Genomic DNA, 15,689 nt, shown 5'->3' on the forward strand with positions numbered 1-15,689 from the left:
TACGCCAAGTTGACTTACCCCACACGCGGCCGGGGTGGGGGCAGGTATGAGGTGCGGCGGGCTCGCGCCGGTTCTCCTTCTTGAGTCGTGGAGGCGCCGGGACAGCACCTTGCTCGAGGCTCTCGCGATGAGCGGGCCGCGCCGCTGCTCTCGCCACGACCCCCGTCGTCCACCTCAAGGAAGGCCGGGTGTTCGCCACCCGCTGCGACGTGGCGGACGTCTTCCGGAAGCACACTGGAACGGACCTCAAGCGGTCGACGCCATCACGGAGGAAGCCACCGAGGCCATGCTGAATCTTCAGCGGGGGTTCTGCACACTCCCCGCAACCGGGCCGCAGCGGCACCGCGGCTGCGCGATGACGCGCGACGGCTTCACGCTCCTCTCCGTGCGGTTACCGGCAAAACCGCGCTGGTCGTCACGTCCCGTTACATCGATGCGTTCGACCGTATGGAGGCAATCCAGCGCGTCCCCGTGCTGTCCGCCCTGCCGAACGTCATGGACCCCGGAGAGGTGGCCATTGAAGGGCTGTTATGCACGTCCAGGGGCGGATAGAAGGCCGTTCGCGGGACAGACCGCACCCTTCACCCCTCATCTGAAATGGGCAATCCGGGATGTTCCGACCAAGACCCGCGCTCTCGATCATCCTCACGCTTTGCCTTGTCGGCTTGAGCGCCCTCACGTCGCGGATCGCTGCCGCGCAGGATGCCGAGGCGGTGAATGTCGCTGCCGGCGTCAGCTATCAGTTGATCGGCCGTTGGGATGTCAAGAAGCTCAACAGCATCCTCACCACCAGCGCTCCCGCATTCTTTGGCATTTCGCCACACTATTCGCAGGCCACGAACGCGGTGCGCCTCTATCGCATCACCTATTCATCGGTGGTGCCCGAGCGCGGCAATCGACCTGTCGTTGCGACCGGCCTTCTGGCCATTCCAGATGTCGATGCCACCCGCTTTCCGGTGCTCTCCTACCAGCACGGCACGGTCTACGGAAAAGAGGAAGTCCCCTCGTTTCCCGACAACTCCGCCGAGACGCAGCTGGTTCTCGCCCAGTTCGCCGGGCAGGGCTATGTGGTCATCGGCGCCGACTATTTCGGGATGGGCGATTCCAGGGAACCCGAAGGTTATCTCGTCAAGGAAAGCCATCAGCAGGCGACGTTCGACATGCTGATGGCAAGCCGTGCGGTGCTCGCCCACATGAAGCTCTCCGGCGGCAAGCTGGTGCTCGGGGGCTGGTCTCAGGGCGGCTTCGTGACCATGGCCTTCCTTGAAAGGCTGGAGCGCGACGGCGTGACGGTGGCCGGGGCGGCGACGGCGAGCGCTCCGGTTGACGTGTTCCTCGGCCTGAACGGATTCCTGTCGTTCCCGAGGTCCAATGATGCCAGCTGGATCAACACGCTGTTCATCCTCACCGCGTTCTCGTTCGAGAATTACTACGGCGTTCCGGGCCTTGCCCGCTCGGTGCTGACGGACGGCGCGTATGAGCCGGCGCGGAAGCTGTACGAGCGGCAGCCCGTCGACTTTGCCGATATTCCCACGGACCTCCGCAAGCTGATCCGGGCGGACTATTTCGACCCGACCTTCTTCGCGGCCTCGGCCTATGGCCGGCTGCTCAAGGACCGGACCAACGCATATCGCTGGGTGATCGGGAGCCCGGTTCGCAACTACTATGGCGACAATGACGAGGTGATTTCGCCGGGCCTTGGCCGGCTCGCAATGACCTATCAGCAGGCGATGGGAAGCGGGAACACCAAGGTGGAGGCCATCTCCACCGGGTCCACCGACCATCGCGGCACCTTCGCGACGGCGGTGCCGCTCTGGAAGCAATGGTTCGATACGTTGCCGGACGGGCCGTGACCGACCGTGGGGCTATCGGCCGAAGATTGGCTCCACACCTTCGACGTCGCCACCCGCCCGGCAGCGCCGCGCCCCCTGCCGCACCCGCGCGACGCCGCGGGAAGGAGATCCGTGGCTCATCGCCGGTGCGGCGCGGCGGTAACCCGGCAGGGCGAGCAGGGTCCAAACCCTCAGACGGCGGACCTGATCGGCGACGAGCCTTCGGAAAATGTCGTCGCTATCGATGCGGGCCGGCGATAAATTTTACCCGATCCCCGATTCGGGGAATCGTGGGGCATGTCATGAAAATAAGGTCGGCGTCTCGCGGCGCTGTGCGGGCGCGCACGCGCAGGCTCGTTGCGCTCGGTCTCGGCGTGGGTGGCCTCGCCCAGACGGTTCAGGCCGAGCCGCTGCCGGCGACGCCGACGACCTACCAGACGCTGGATTTCGGAACCAGCGACACGTTCCTGACCGGCATCCGCGGCGACAACATCGTCGGCAACTACATCATTCCCGGCACCAGCGACACCGGCGGCCTGTTCTACAACATCACCACGCAGAGCTGGTCGCCGATGCCGGTCGCGACGCCCAACGGGGCGAACTATCCGGGCGCCGTCAGCTCGTCCCCGTACGGGCCGAATTTCGGCAATCCGGGCGGCATCGTGCGCGTGGTCGGAAGCTACAAGGTCGACGACTCGCCCTATGATCGGAGCTATCTCTACGACGCGGCCGCCGCGCCGGGGCGGGAGCTCACCGAGCTCGACTTTCCGGATCCGGGACCGGGAACGCCGACGCTGTTCACCATCGCCCACTCGACCTTCGGCAACCAGGTGGTCGGCAACTACGACACCGCGCTCGATACCGGCCACGGCTTCATCTACAACATCAAGGAAGGCACCTACGAGGCCTTCGATATCGAGACCGCCGTCAGCACCACCATCTACGGCGTCTATGGCGACAAGATCGCCGGCGGCTATTTCGAGGCCGAGATCGGCGGCGGCATCGGCCCGGAACACGGCTATGTCTACGACCAGGCCACCGACACCTACCAGACCTATGACCACCCCGGTGCGGTCGCCACCCATTTCGAGGGCATAAGCGGGGCCGGCAAGACCGGCGAATACAACGTCGTCGTCAACTGGATCGACGCCGACGGCAATGTGCATCCGGCCGTCCTGCACATCGACGCGCTGGGGCACGGCACCTGGTACGAGATCGACATTCCCCAAAGCAACGTGTCGGCCAATTCGATCTATGGCGACAACGTCATCGGCATCTACACCGACGCCGACGGCGTCCATGGCTATATCGCCACCATTCCGGGCATCTATAACCCGATCCGGAATACCGACACGGTGACGTTCGCCGGCGATAACGCCGCCGCCTTTTCCGGCGGCAAGGGTGACGACATCATCAACAGCGGCATCATCAAGGTGACCGGCAACGGCGGCGTCGCCATCCGCGGCAAGACCTATGGCGTGCTGACCAATACCGGCGCCATCACCGCCAGCGGGATCGCCGGCGCGGCCGTGGAAATGCACGGGCTCTACGGCACGCTGCTGAACTCCGGCATCCTGCACGCCACCGCCGAGTCCGATGCGGTGCGCACCGGGGCGGACGCCGAAGGCAGCGTCATCGTCAACACCGGCATCATCGATGGGCGCCTCGCCGCCAATCTGGGCGCCGACAAGCGCTTCGAGAACAGCGGCTGGCTGGGCGCCACCGGGACCGGGTTCAAGATCGTCAGCTATTTCGGCGGCACCTTCGTGCAGACCGCGGCCGGCACCTTCGCGCCGCGGGTGATGGCCGAGGGCAATGACGAACTCACCGTGACCGGCACGCTGCGGCTCGCCGGCACGCTCGACGTGGACTTCCAGGGCACCACCTTCGCGAAGACCTCCACGCTGCTGCGGGCGACGGACGGGATCACCGGCACCTTCGACCGCTTCGCCACCGACCTGCCCGCCCTGTTCGACATAGCGCTGGCCTATGCGCCGACCACGGTGACGGTGAGCGTCGCCGCCGATCTCGCCGGCATCGCCGGCACCACGCGCAACGAGCGCGCGGTCGGCGGGGCGCTCGACGGCTTCATCAACGATACCGCGGCCGACGTGCTGACAAGCCTGCCGGACGCGCTCGCCCCGCTCTACGGCCTCACCGCGGACCAGTTGCCCGCCGCGCTCGCCGCGCTCTCCGGGGAGGCCTATGCCAGCGAACAGTCGGTGCTGATCGGCGACAGCTTCTACAGCCGGCAGGCCGTGCTGGCGCGGCTGCGCCAGAGTTCCCATGCCGACGATCGGGGGCCGTTGGCGGCCCTCGGCTTCGGCGGACCGGCCCTGGCCTATGCACCGCCGGCGACGCCTGCGGCGCCTTTCCCGACCAAGGCGGCCGCCGCGCCCGAGCCGGCCTTCACGGGCACGGTCTGGGCGCAGGCATTCGGCGGATGGAGCGACTATGACGACGGCGCCGGCACCGCCCGCGTCGACGCCTCCATGGGTGGCATCATCGCCGGCGCGGACGTGACGGTGAACGATTGGGCGGTCGGTGCGGCTGTGGGCTATTCCCGTTCGTCCGCCGATGTCGACGCGCTGGCGAGTTCGTCCGACGTGGACAGCCTGCTGCTGGCGCTCTACGCCGGCACCCGCGCCGGTCCCTGGGGGCTGCGCCTCGGCGCCACCTACGCCTTCAACCAGATCGATGCCGAGCGCACCATCGCCTATCCCGGCTATGTCGAGCCGGCGAGCGCGGATTATGACGGCGGCACCGCCCAGGTCTTCGGGGAGGTGGGCTATGGCATCGTGGTCCAGAAGGTGGCTTTCGAGCCCTTCGCCGGCCTCGCCTATGTCTATCTGGACACCGACGGCTTCACCGAGACCGGCGCCTCGGCCGGGCTGAGGGGGGCGTCCAACACGATGGGCGTCGGCTATTCCTCGCTCGGGCTGCGTGTCGCCACGACGGTGGATCTCGCCGGCGGCACGGCACTGCGGCCGCACGCCTCCGTCGCCTGGCAATACGCCTTCGGAGACCTGACGCCGGAGGCGCAACTGTCCTTCCTCAGCGTGCCGGGGTCGGATTTCACCGTGGTGGGCGTACCGCTTGCCGAGAACACCGCCTTGATCGAAGCCGGCGCCGATCTGCTCGTCAGCGATCGGGCGCGGGTGGGCCTCTCCTATGTCGGCCAGTTCGCCGCCGACGTCACCGTGAACGCCGTCCAGGCAAACCTGACATGGCGATTCTAGCCCGCACGCCCGCGACGCGGATCCCGCTTTGCGTGGCGACAACGCCTAGACAGCGGCCGCCGAGGAGCCTCGCGCCGAAATAGGCGCGGCCGATGTGGAAGCCGCCATCGCCACCTGCGGGGGGCGACCTTCCGCGCCCTTCTGGTGGCGCAAACGTTCCCTGAGGAGTTGCTGGAGGTGGCCAGGCAAAAGGCGTCTCGGGTGTACGTCGGGGGGAGGCCGTCGCGGGCGAGTCGCGATCAAGCTCAAAGCCGAGTCGTTCTGCCGCAGGCGGGCAGGGCGCCTTGGGGGCCACAAGCGGGGTTCACTTGGGGCCCATATCGATTTTCTGGTCAGTAATTTATCAGCGAAATCAATGACATATCGACATGAAAACTTGCTGGCGCGCCCTAGGGGAGTCGAACCCCTCTCTCCACCGTGAAAGGGTGGCGTCCTAACCGATAGACGAAGGGCGCGCAGGCGGGCTCCTTATAGGGGGGCGGAAAGCGGCGCACAAGATGCCTGCGCACCACTCGTCCACAGCCCCGTCGGGCCTACCACTTGCCGGTGTTGGCCATCGAGACCCACGGCTCCTGCGGCTCGCGCGCGCCGCCCTTCTGCAGCAGCTCGATCGAGATGTTGTCGGGCGAGCGGATGAACGCCATGTAGCCGTCGCGCGGGGGGCGGTTGATGGTCACGCCCGCCGCCTGGAGCCTGGCGCAGGTGGCGTAGATGTCGTCGACCTCATAGGCGAGATGGCCGAAATTGCGCCCTTCGCCATAGGCCTCGGGGTCCCAGTTGTAGGTCAGTTCGACCTCGGCCACGCCCTTCTGGCCCGGGGCCGCGAGGAAGATGAGGGTGTAGCGCCCCTGCGGCGATTCCTTGCGGCGTACCTCCTCGAGCCCCAGCTTGTTGACATAGAAATCGAGCGAGGCGTCGATATCGGTGACGCGCACCATGGTGTGCAGATAGCGCATGCGAACCTCTCGGGGCAGGGGACGGCAACGGGGCTGGCCGACCTTCAGCAGGGAAAATATGGCCATGGCCGCAGACATCAAGGCCGGCGAGGCGGCGCTCGCCGCGATTGTCGAGGGGATGCGCGCCGGCGTCGCCTTCACCGGCGCCGGCATCTCCACCGAATGCGGCATCCCGGATTTCCGCTCGCCGGGCGGGCTGTGGACGCGCAACCGGCCGATCGACTTCGACACCTTCCGCGCCAGCCGCGCGGCCCGCGACGAGGCCTGGCGGCGGCGGTTCGCCATGGAGGCGGCGTTCGGCGGGGCGCGGCCGGGGCGGGGGCACCGCGCGCTGGCGCATCTGCTCGGGCAGGGCCGGCTCGCGGGCATCGTCACCCAGAACATCGACGGGCTGCACCAGGCCTCCGGCGTGCCGCCCGAACGGCTGGTCGAACTGCACGGCAACTCGACCTATGCCACCTGCCTCGACTGCGATCGCCGCTACGAGCTCGACTGGGTGCGCACGCATTTCGAGGCGGCGGGCGAGGTGGCGCCGGACTGCCCGCAATGCGCGGGGCCGATCAAGACCGCGACCATCTCGTTCGGCCAGGCGATGCCGGCCGCCGCGATGGCCCGCGCGCGGGCGCTCACCCGCGCCTGCGACGTCTTCATCGCCATCGGCTCCTCGCTGGTGGTGTTTCCGGCGGCGGCCTTGCCGCTGGAGGCCAAGCGCAGCGGCGCCACGCTCGTCATCATCAACCGTGAAGCGACCGAATTCGACGAACTCGCCGACCTCGTGATCCACGCCGATATCGGCGATGTGCTCGCCCCCTACGGCGCCGATGCCGGAGAAACGGCGTGAACAGGCGAAATTGAACGAAATAAGGTGTTTTCGTGGCGTTGACCGATGCTATGTTGAGAGAGCAAGATTCGGCGTAGTGCCGGCCTTTGGCGAGGACGCGGCAGGGTGCGGGGGCGTACGGCTGATGGGGTCCGATGATTCGAGTTCCCGGCATGATGTCGGCGGTCGGGCCTTGGGCCGGCAGGCCGAGGAGGCTCCGGCAGGCCTCGTCGAGATTGCGGGCACCATCAAGTGGTTCGACCTTGCCAAGGGCTACGGCTTCATCGTGCCGGACGGTGGCGGCAGCGATGTGCTGCTGCACGTGACCTGCCTGCGCCGCGGCGGCTTCCAGACCGCTCAGGAGGGCGCACGCATCGTCTGCGAGGCGGCCGCGCGCGAGCGCGGTTATCAGGCGTTCCGTGTGATCTCCATGGACGAGACCACGGCGGTCCATCATGCGCAGCTTCCGCCGGCGCGCACCCATGTCACCGTCCAGCCGGTCGGCGGCTTCGAGCGGGCCTGGGTGAAGTGGTTCAACCGCCTGCGCGGCTTCGGCTTCCTGACCCGCGGCGAGGGCACGCCGGACATCTTCGTGCACATGGAGACGCTGCGCCGTCACGGCCTCACGGAACTCCGGCCGGGGCAGGTGGTGCTGGTGCGCTTCGGGCCGGGCTCCAAAGGGCTGATGGCCGCCGAGGTGCGCCCCGACGGCTCAAACGCGCCGTCCTCGCACTGAACGTCATGGGCCGCGATGGGGATTGCCCTCGCGCGGCCACCTTTGGCGCGATGATGCGCGTTGACCGCCCGGCTCCGCCGCGGCAAACGCTCGCGCCCGCCGGCTGATGTTCGAGCCGGCTCCCGGAGATACCCGCCCGTGACGAATCCATTCCTGTCGAGACCGGTGCGGCTCCCGGCGGCCACCACCTTCCTCCTCGCGCTGCTGTGCTTCGGCCTCGCGGCGACCGCCCTGCGTGCCGCGACCACCGAGCCGCTCGTGATCGAGGCGAAGGCCGGCGCTCAGACCTTTGCGGTCGAGATGGCGGTGACGATGGAGGAACGCTCCAAGGGGCTGATGTATCGCACCGAACTCGCGCCCGACCATGGCATGCTGTTCGACTTCCGCGTCGACGCGCCGGTCTATATGTGGATGAAGAACACCTATATACCGCTCGACATGGTCTTCATTCGCGCCGACGGCCGCATTGCCGCCATCGCGCAGAACACCACGCCGCTCTCCACCGAGACGATCGCGTCGGGAGGCCCGGTGCGTGCCGTGCTCGAATTGCCGGCCGGCACGGTGCAGGCGAAGGGCATCGCGGTGGGCGACCGCGTGGTGCATCGCATGTTTCCCAAGCCCTGAGCGGATTGGCGGGGTGCGCGCGCTTGACGCCCGCAACATGCCATGCGATCCGACGCGAAGGCAGGATGGTCGGTGCGGGGCATAGCGCAGTCCGGTAGCGCGGAAGTTTTGGGTACTTCAGGTCGCAGGTTCGAATCCTGCTGCCCCGACCAGCCGCTGCCGGGAGGAGCGTGACCGGCCGTGATCGTGCCCGAGGGGCGCATGCGCCCGGCCGGCGAAGCGGGTTGACGGAGGACGGGGCGATGGTGGCGCGGATCTACAAGCCGGCACGGACGGCGATGCAGTCGGGAACGGCCCGGACCAAGCTCTGGGTGCTCGACTACGAACCCGAAAAGGCGCGCGAGGTCGAGCCGCTGATGGGCTACACCAGCTCCGCCGACATGAAGAGCCAGGTGCGGCTGCGCTTCGACAGCAAGGAAGAGGCCGTGGCTTATGCCGAGCGCCACGGCATCGCCTACCAGATCGCGGAGCCGCAGGAACCGGCGCGCCGCCGCATTTCCTATGCCGACAATTTCAGCTTCCGCCGCGTGGGGCAGTGGACCCACTGACCGCGCGCGGCCTCGACCGCCTTGCGGAGGCGGTTGAACGGACCGCTGCTGGCGCTTCTCCGTCGCCGGCGGCAGTCCGGTTCATCGCCTGAGCCGTGCCCGACGCGGAAACAGGCGCACCTATGACGGCCGATGCGGCCGGACGTTGCCACCGATCGGATCTGCTTCCATCACGTCGTTCCGCACCTCGTCGCGCGGCAGCTCTGTGCGAGAGACGGCGCAACATAGTGGTGGCGGTGCCGGCGCGGCCGCGCGCCGGATTAAGGCCTGCGGGTTCGTTGCCCCCGGGGCTCGCGCGCCGCCGTCCGGCGGGTGGATGAGCCGGCGGATCGGAGGCGTACCCAAGGGGCTGATCAGCCCCGCCACGGATCTACATCTGGATCTCCTTCATTCCGTCGCTCTGCACCTGTTCGCGCGGCAGCTCTGCGCGAGAGACGGCGCAACACGGCGGTGGCGGTGCCGGCTCGAGCCACGCGCCGGCTCACAGCCTCCGGATCCATCGCCCCGGTCTCGCTGTGCCGCCGTCCGGCGGGTGGATGAGCCGGCGATTGGGAGTCACACCCAAGGGGCTGATCGGCCCCGCCACGAATCTACATTGATCTCCTTCATTCCGTCGGTCTGCACCTGTCCGCGCCGCCACTCTTAGCGGGAGACGGCGACGCACAGCGGTGACGGAGCCGGCTCGAGCTGCGCGCCGGCTTAAGGCCCCCGGCTCCATCGCCTCGGGGCTCACGCGCCGTCATCCGGATGAGCCGGCGGATTGGAAAGCGCGCCCATGTGGCTGATTGGCCCCGCCATTCACACCTGGATGGGCCGCCTCGCGCCCTTCGCTCCCCAGCAGCGCCGGTGATCGGCTCTACACGGTTTTCCTATCCGGATGGGACTCCGGTCTGCGGGTGGCGATGTCGTATCCGCGGCGGTCGTCGCGCGATCGGGTGGATTGCGCGGTACCGCTGCCAACTCAGGTCAGGGCACGCATAAAGCCGTCCGGAGGGCCGGCATGCTGTGGTGCGTACGCGCGCGCCACAGCATGCCGAGCTGCCCTGAGCGCCAGGACGTTGCCCCGCACAGGGACGCTCTTGCGCGCCATGCGACGGGGGCCGGTGATCCTGGCGCGAGCGGCGCATGTCGCGCGCGCCACATCACGTGTCGCCTTGCCGATATCTGCGGCTCCTGGTCGCTTGGACATCGAAATTGGCTGATGCCGCAAGCGGCCGAGGTCGCGCTGACCTCCCGCCCGCCACGGTCCGGCTCTGAGAATGCTGAAGGCGGCCAGCACGCGACCCTATCTCACGCCGGCAGCTAGGACATCGCGACGACTTCCGGCTATCACGCCTCGCCGACCTCGTGGCGCGGCTACGCCTGCGTCGCGTGAAAGCCGCCGACAGCCTGCCTCATGTGGTGCGGCGCGCTCTCGTCATGACCCTGCTCCCGGCTGTCGAAGGACCGTCGAGCCGTGGTCCTTCCGGCGGCCGAACCGTCCTCCTCCCGCCAAGCTGTTGCCCACTCACGGCACGTCGGTGTAGGCAGGGCGGAAGGCCCCGTAGCTCAGCTGGATAGAGCAGCCGCCTTCTAAGCGGCAGGTCCCTGGTTCGAGCCCAGGCGGGGTCGCCAGCAGAGCCGGCAGTGCGAGCGGTGGACCGTCCGCCTCGTCGAGGTATTGCGGCGCGATCGAACCCGTCGACGACGACCCGTTCGGTATGGGCGACCAGGACCGATAGCCGGCGCCTGGCGCGTGTCCGAGGCCGCGCTTCGGCGCGTGAACGGCCGCACGCCGGAGCAGGTCCGGTGTGCGCCTTTTCCCTTCGGACGTGAAGGGCTCTCCCCGCCTGCGTGCGAGAGGCTCTCCACGTTCGGACGTGAGAGGCCCCGACGGCTCCTGCCTCGCGCCCCGCCGCCCACCGAATCGGCGCGCCTGCGCCCCATCAACGCCTCGCCGCACGATCCGCCGGGGATCGCCCCGACGCCCCTGCCAGGCCCCGCCGACACATCGGGACCGCACATTTGCGACGGTTCGGCGCGTGGCTGGCGCTCCGTCCGCCGCTGTCCGCGACGCTACTCCGCCGCTTCGCTGCTCCGCGTCTTGAGCGGACGCCGCGCCAGCACTTCGGCGAGGAAACGGCCGGTATGCGAGCGCTTCTCCTTCGCGATCACCTCGGGCGGGCCCACGGCGACGATCTCGCCGCCGCCATCGCCGCCCTCCGGGCCAAGGTCGATCACCCAGTCGGCGGTCTTGATCACCTCCAGATTGTGCTCGATCACCACCACCGTATTGCCCTGCTCGACCAGTTCGTGCAGCACTTCCAGCAGCTTGGCGACATCGTGGAAGTGCAGCCCGGTGGTCGGTTCGTCGAGGATGTAGAGCGTGCGGCCGGTGGCGCGCTTGGACAGCTCCTTGGAGAGCTTCACCCGCTGCGCCTCGCCGCCCGACAGCGTATTGGCCTGCTGCCCGACATGGATATAGCCGAGGCCGACGCGCGAGAGCGTCTCCAGCTTCTCCCGCACGCTCGGCACCGCCTTGAAGAAGTCGGCGCCCTCGTCGACCGTCATGTCGAGCACGTCGGCGATCGATTTCTCCTTGAAGGTGACCTCCAGCGTTTCGCGGTTGTAGCGCTTGCCCTTGCAGACGTCGCAGGTGACGTAGACGTCCGGCAGGAAGTGCATCTCGATCTTGATGACGCCGTCGCCCTGGCAGGCCTCGCAGCGCCCGCCCTTGACGTTGAAGGAGAAGCGCCCCGGCCCGTAGCCGCGCGCCTTGGCCTCCGGCAGGCCGGAGAACCACTCGCGGATGGGGGTGAAGGCGCCGGTATAGGTCGCCGGGTTCGAGCGCGGCGTGCGGCCGATCGGCGACTGGTCGATATCGATGACCTTGTCGAGATGCTCGAGCCCCTCGATCCCGTCATGGGGCGCCGGGGGTTCGGAGGCGCCGTTGAGCCGGCGCGCCACCGCCTTGTAGAGCGTGTCGATCAGCAGGGTCGACTTCCCCCCTCCCGAGACGCCGGTGACCGCGGTGAACAACCCGAGCGGGATCGAGGCGGTGACGTTCTTGAGGTTGTTGCCGCGCGCATTGACCACGCGCAGCATGCGCTTGGCGTTGGGCTTGCGGCGCTTGGGCACGGGAACGCCGAGCTCGCCGGTGAGATACTTGCCGGTGAGGGAGGCCGGGTCGGCGAGAATCTGCGCCGGCGTGCCCTGCGCGACGATGCTGCCGCCATGGATACCCGCGCCCGGCCCGACATCGACCACATGGTCGGCCGCGAGGATGGCATCCTCGTCGTGCTCGACCACCAGCACCGTGTTGCCGAGATCGCGCAGCCGCTTCAGCGTGCCGAGCAGGCGTTCGTTATCGCGCTGGTGCAGGCCGATCGAGGGCTCGTCCAGCACATAGAGCACCCCGCTGAGGCCCGAGCCGATCTGGCTGGCGAGCCGGATGCGCTGGCTCTCGCCGCCCGACAGCGTTCCCGAGGCGCGCGCGAGGGTGAGATAGTCGAGGCCGACATCCAGCAGGAACGCAAGACGTTCGCGTATCTCCTTGAGAATCCGGACGGCGATCTCGTTCTGCTTGGCGGTGAGCTGGCCGGGCAGCTGCTCGAACCAGGCCAGCGCGTGGCGGACCGAGAGCTGTGCCGCCTCGCCGATGTGAGAGCCCGCGATCTTGACCGCGAGGGCTTCGGGCTTCAGCCGGAAGCCGTGGCAGGCCGCGCAGGGAACGGCGGAGAAATACTTGCCGATCTCCTCGCGCGCCCAGTCGCTTTCCGTCTCGCGCCAGCGGCGCTCCAGATTGGTGACGATGCCCTCGAAGGTCTTGCTGGTCTCATAGGCCCGCATGCCGTCGTCATAGACGAAGCGGACCGTCTCGGCGCCGGACCCGTGCAGGATCACCGCGCGCGCCTTCTCTGTAAGCTGCTCCCATGGCGTCGTCAGCTTGAAGCCGTAATGGCGGGCGAGGGCGTCGAGCGTCTGGCCGTAATAGGGCGAGGAGGATTTCGCCCAGGGCGCGATGGCGCCCTGCTTCAGGCTGCGCGCCTTGTCCGGCACGACGAGGTCGGGATCGATCTTGCTCTCATGGCCGAGCCCGTCGCAGACCGGGCAGGCGCCGAACGGATTGTTGAAGGAGAACAGCCGCGGCTCGATCTCGGGAATGGTGAAGCCGGAGACCGGGCACGCGAACTTCTCGGAAAAGATGACGCGGCGCGGGGCGCCGTCCGCGTCCTTCTCGTCGGCGAACTCGACCACCGCGATGCCGTCGGCGAGGCCCAGCGCCGTCTCGAAGCTGTCCGCCAGCCGGCCGGCGATGTCGGCACGCACCACCAGCCGGTCGACCACCACGTCGATGTCGTGCTTCAGCTTCTTGTCGAGCGCGGGCGCGTCGGCGATCTCGTGATAGGCGCCGTCGATCCGGACCCGCTGGAAGCCCTTTTTCTGGAACTCCGCCAGTTCCTTGCGGTATTCGCCCTTGCGCCCGCGCACCACCGGCGCCAGCAGGAAAAGGCGCGTCTTCTCCGGCAGGGCGAGGACGCGGTCGACCATCTGGCTGACGGTCTGGCTTTCGATCGGCAGGCCGGTCGCGGGCGAATAGGGCACGCCGACACGCGCCCACAGCAGGCGCATATAGTCGTAGATCTCGGTGACCGTGCCGACCGTCGAGCGCGGATTCTTCGACGTGGTCTTCTGCTCGATCGAGATGGCCGGCGAGAGCCCGTCGATCTGGTCGACATCGGGCTTGTGCATCATCTCGAGAAACTGGCGGGCATAGGCCGAGAGGCTCTCGACATAGCGGCGCTGGCCCTCGGCATAGATGGTGTCGAAGGCGAGCGAGGATTTGCCGGAGCCCGACAGGCCGGTGAAGACCACGAGACTGTCGCGCGGGATCTCCAGATCGACGTTCTTCAGATTGTGCTCGCGCGCACCCCGGACGGAAATGGTGCGCGCATCGCGACGCGGTTTGTCCACGCGATCGGTCATGACGGTCTCACAGCCGCGTCCCGACGGCGATGCCGTATCGGGGGTCGGCGGCAGGTTTCACATAAAGAAGGGCGGCTTGTGCGGATGAAAAGCCCGGATGGCGGCAACGGAAGGCCCCGCGCGCGCCACGCCGACATGCCGAAACCGCCCATCGCCATTCTCCAACATAGTGTCGGCCGATGCACCCGTCATCCGTCCCTTGCGCCAGGCTAGCCTTAATGTTACGAACATAACAAGAACATTTTTCAGGCTGGCCATACGTGGTGGCAAGAGTGTGGATAAGGCGCTGGCCGGCCTCTCGGTCGCGGTCGCGGCCGTTTAAGGTGCGCGGCCGAACGGCCGGTGATTGCGCGCGATGGGGAGAACGAGATGGCAGGCAGCGTCAACAAGGTGATCCTGATCGGCAATCTCGGGCGCGATCCCGAGGTGCGGCGGCTCGGTTCGGGCGAGCCGGTCGTCAATCTGCGCATTGCGACCTCGGAAAGCTGGCGCGACAAGGGCTCGGGCGAGCGTCGCGAGAAGACCGAGTGGCACAGCGTGGTGATCTTCAACGAGAACCTCGCCCGGGTCGCCGAGCAGTATCTGCGCAAGGGTTCGAAGGTCTATGTGGAGGGGCAGCTCCAGACCCGCAAGTGGCAGGACCAGTCGGGGCAGGAGCGCTATTCGACCGAGGTGGTGCTGCAGCGCTTCCGCGGCGAGCTCACCCTTCTGGACGGGCGCGGCGGTTCCGAGTCGGGCGGCGAGGATTACAGCGCCGGGTCCGGCGATTTCGGGTCGGGGGGAGGCTTCGGCGGGGGCGGGCGCTCGGCTCCCGCCGAGCGGCGGCCGGCGCCGGCCGGCGGCGGCAGCGCCGCCGGAGGGGGGAGCCGCTTCGGCGGCGGCAGCGGCGACCTCGACGACGATATCCCGTTCTGAGCGTTACGTGGGGAACGCCGCACGGATGCCGTCGACCACGAACTGGACAGCGAGGGCGGCCAGCACGATGCCCAGCAGGCGCGACAGGATGGCGTTTCCCGTGACGCCCAGAAGCCGGTTCATCCGGTCCGCGGCGAGGTAGACGGCGAGGCAGCTCGCGACGACGGCCATCGTGATGATGAACAGGCCGGCAAGCTTGATCGGGTCGCCGCGCGCGTCGCCTGCCAGCAGCAGCATGGCGGTGATGGCGCCGGGGCCGGCCATCAGGGGGATGGCGAGGGGAAAGACGGCGAGGCTGCGCAAGTGCTGCTCACGTGCGTCGATTTCCGCGACCTCGGGCTTGCGCTCCGTGCGCCGCGCGAACACCATCTCGAACGAGATGAAGAAGAGCAATATGCCGCCCGCGATGCGGAAGGCCGGCAGGGTGATGCCCAACGCCGACAGCAGCGGAGCGCCGACGGCACCGAACACGATCAGGATCGCGAGGGCGATGCCGGAAGAGCGCCAGGCGACGTCCCGCCGTTCCGCGTTGGAGAGATCGCTCGTCGCGGCGAGAAAGATCGGGGCGAGGGCCACCGGATCAACCACCACCAGCATGGTGACGAAGGCCGAGGCGAAATAGCCGTCCATCCAGCTGCGCTCCGATTGGGGCGCCGTGTGCGGGCGCCCATCCCCCGGATCGCGCCCGGACGGATGGGTAATAAAAGACCACATTCGCGCTCCGCGCCAGCCTCTGCCCCCGCGTGCGCCGCGGCACGCAGCGGGCCGCGCAAGGGCTCTCCCGGCGTTGCGCGCGCAGAGCCCCAGCCGTGCTTCTAGCACACGGACCATGGATCCGGCCGTGAGGGCTCCATGGTGGCGGGCGGCACGGCCCCTCGCAGAGAGGTATTTAATAACCGCTGCGCCACGCTTGCGCCACGTTTGGGAAGCGCAGCTCAAAAAATCTCATAAATCATTGAAATAGCTTGTTGATTTATACCCGACTCAGACGTGCTTCGCTGGTAATGATGCGTGGAATCGGCTAGACACGACATTTGTTCTCACCAGTGAAAAG

The 15,689-nt window shown here is 67.8% G+C and carries 10 protein-coding genes and 3 tRNA genes; 9 read left to right on the forward strand and 4 right to left on the reverse strand.

The window, feature by feature from the left end:
- Nucleotides 1–611: 611 nt before the first annotated feature.
- Both ACEUEL_RS06530 and ACEUEL_RS06535 read left to right on the forward strand, forming a co-directional pair.
- Nucleotides 612–1,853: an alpha/beta hydrolase family protein gene (locus ACEUEL_RS06530; protein WP_405703365.1), complete on the forward strand. Its 1,242-nt coding sequence runs from the start codon at nt 612–614 to the stop codon at nt 1,851–1,853.
- A 353-nt stretch (nt 1,854–2,206) separates the two neighbouring features.
- Complete coding sequence (locus tag ACEUEL_RS06535) at nt 2,207–5,071, forward strand: autotransporter family protein (RefSeq protein WP_405703368.1); 2,865 nt, start codon at nt 2,207–2,209, stop codon at nt 5,069–5,071.
- A gap of 380 nt (nt 5,072–5,451) precedes the next feature.
- On the opposite strand, the gene ACEUEL_RS06540 is transcribed toward ACEUEL_RS06535, so the two are convergent.
- Both ACEUEL_RS06540 and ACEUEL_RS06545 read right to left on the reverse strand, forming a co-directional pair.
- Nucleotides 5,452–5,526, reverse strand: a tRNA-Glu gene (locus ACEUEL_RS06540).
- 78 nt (nt 5,527–5,604) lie between these two features.
- The gene (locus ACEUEL_RS06545) at nt 5,605–6,027 is read right to left on the reverse strand and encodes a VOC family protein (protein ID WP_405703371.1); all 423 of its coding nucleotides are present in this window, start codon (nt 6,025–6,027) and stop codon (nt 5,605–5,607) included.
- Nucleotides 6,028–6,085: 58 nt separating this feature from the next.
- Between ACEUEL_RS06545 and ACEUEL_RS06550 the strand changes: the two genes are divergently transcribed.
- From ACEUEL_RS06550 to ACEUEL_RS06575, 6 genes are all read left to right on the forward strand, one after another.
- On the forward strand, nt 6,086–6,868 hold the full coding sequence (locus ACEUEL_RS06550) for an SIR2 family NAD-dependent protein deacylase (RefSeq protein ID WP_405703374.1): 783 nt from the start codon (nt 6,086–6,088) through the stop codon (nt 6,866–6,868).
- 124 nt (nt 6,869–6,992) lie between these two features.
- Nucleotides 6,993–7,583 (forward strand): cold-shock protein, encoded by a 591-nt coding sequence (locus ACEUEL_RS06555; RefSeq protein ID WP_405703376.1) that lies wholly within the window; start codon nt 6,993–6,995, stop codon nt 7,581–7,583.
- Nucleotides 7,584–7,721: 138 nt separating this feature from the next.
- Nucleotides 7,722–8,207: a DUF192 domain-containing protein gene (locus ACEUEL_RS06560; RefSeq protein ID WP_405703377.1), complete on the forward strand. Its 486-nt coding sequence runs from the start codon at nt 7,722–7,724 to the stop codon at nt 8,205–8,207.
- A gap of 75 nt (nt 8,208–8,282) precedes the next feature.
- Nucleotides 8,283–8,359: transfer RNA gene (locus ACEUEL_RS06565), tRNA-Pro, on the forward strand.
- A 90-nt stretch (nt 8,360–8,449) separates the two neighbouring features.
- Complete coding sequence (locus ACEUEL_RS06570; protein WP_405703378.1) at nt 8,450–8,755, forward strand: ETC complex I subunit; 306 nt, start codon at nt 8,450–8,452, stop codon at nt 8,753–8,755.
- 1,537 nt (nt 8,756–10,292) lie between these two features.
- A tRNA-Arg gene (locus tag ACEUEL_RS06575) sits at nt 10,293–10,369 on the forward strand.
- A gap of 441 nt (nt 10,370–10,810) precedes the next feature.
- Here the strand turns inward: ACEUEL_RS06575 and uvrA are convergent.
- On the reverse strand, nt 10,811–13,720 hold the full coding sequence (gene uvrA / locus ACEUEL_RS06580; protein WP_405703381.1) for an excinuclease ABC subunit UvrA: 2,910 nt from the start codon (nt 13,718–13,720) through the stop codon (nt 10,811–10,813).
- Nucleotides 13,721–14,089: 369 nt separating this feature from the next.
- Here uvrA and ssb point away from each other — a divergent pair, with 369 nt between their 5' ends.
- A complete protein-coding gene (gene ssb / locus ACEUEL_RS06585) occupies nt 14,090–14,635 on the forward strand; it encodes a single-stranded DNA-binding protein (protein WP_405703384.1) in 546 nt (181 codons plus the stop codon).
- Nucleotides 14,636–14,638: 3 nt separating this feature from the next.
- Here ssb and ACEUEL_RS06590 read toward each other — a convergent pair whose 3' ends face one another.
- Nucleotides 14,639–15,265: a MarC family protein gene (locus tag ACEUEL_RS06590; protein ID WP_405703387.1), complete on the reverse strand. Its 627-nt coding sequence runs from the start codon at nt 15,263–15,265 to the stop codon at nt 14,639–14,641.
- Nucleotides 15,266–15,689 lie beyond the last annotated feature (424 nt).

Origin of the sequence: Ancylobacter terrae (genome assembly GCF_045108345.1) — a bacterium.
Classification (GTDB): Bacteria; Pseudomonadota; Alphaproteobacteria; order Rhizobiales; family Xanthobacteraceae; genus Ancylobacter.

Bases quoted from the DNA above. Each gene is read 5' to 3' on its own strand.
- ACEUEL_RS06530 (WP_405703365.1), top strand. From the start codon at position 612: ATGTTCCGACCAAGACCCGCGCTCTCGATCATCCTCACGCTTTGCCTT.
- ACEUEL_RS06545 (WP_405703371.1), bottom strand. From the start codon at position 6,027: ATGCGCTATCTGCACACCATGGTGCGCGTCACCGATATCGACGCCTCG.
- ACEUEL_RS06550 (WP_405703374.1), top strand. From the start codon at position 6,086: ATGGCCATGGCCGCAGACATCAAGGCCGGCGAGGCGGCGCTCGCCGCG.
- ACEUEL_RS06555 (WP_405703376.1), top strand. From the start codon at position 6,993: ATGGGGTCCGATGATTCGAGTTCCCGGCATGATGTCGGCGGTCGGGCC.
- ACEUEL_RS06570 (WP_405703378.1), top strand. From the start codon at position 8,450: ATGGTGGCGCGGATCTACAAGCCGGCACGGACGGCGATGCAGTCGGGA.
- uvrA (WP_405703381.1), bottom strand. From the start codon at position 13,720: ATGACCGATCGCGTGGACAAACCGCGTCGCGATGCGCGCACCATTTCC.
- ssb (WP_405703384.1), top strand. From the start codon at position 14,090: ATGGCAGGCAGCGTCAACAAGGTGATCCTGATCGGCAATCTCGGGCGC.
- ACEUEL_RS06590 (WP_405703387.1), bottom strand. From the start codon at position 15,265: ATGGACGGCTATTTCGCCTCGGCCTTCGTCACCATGCTGGTGGTGGTT.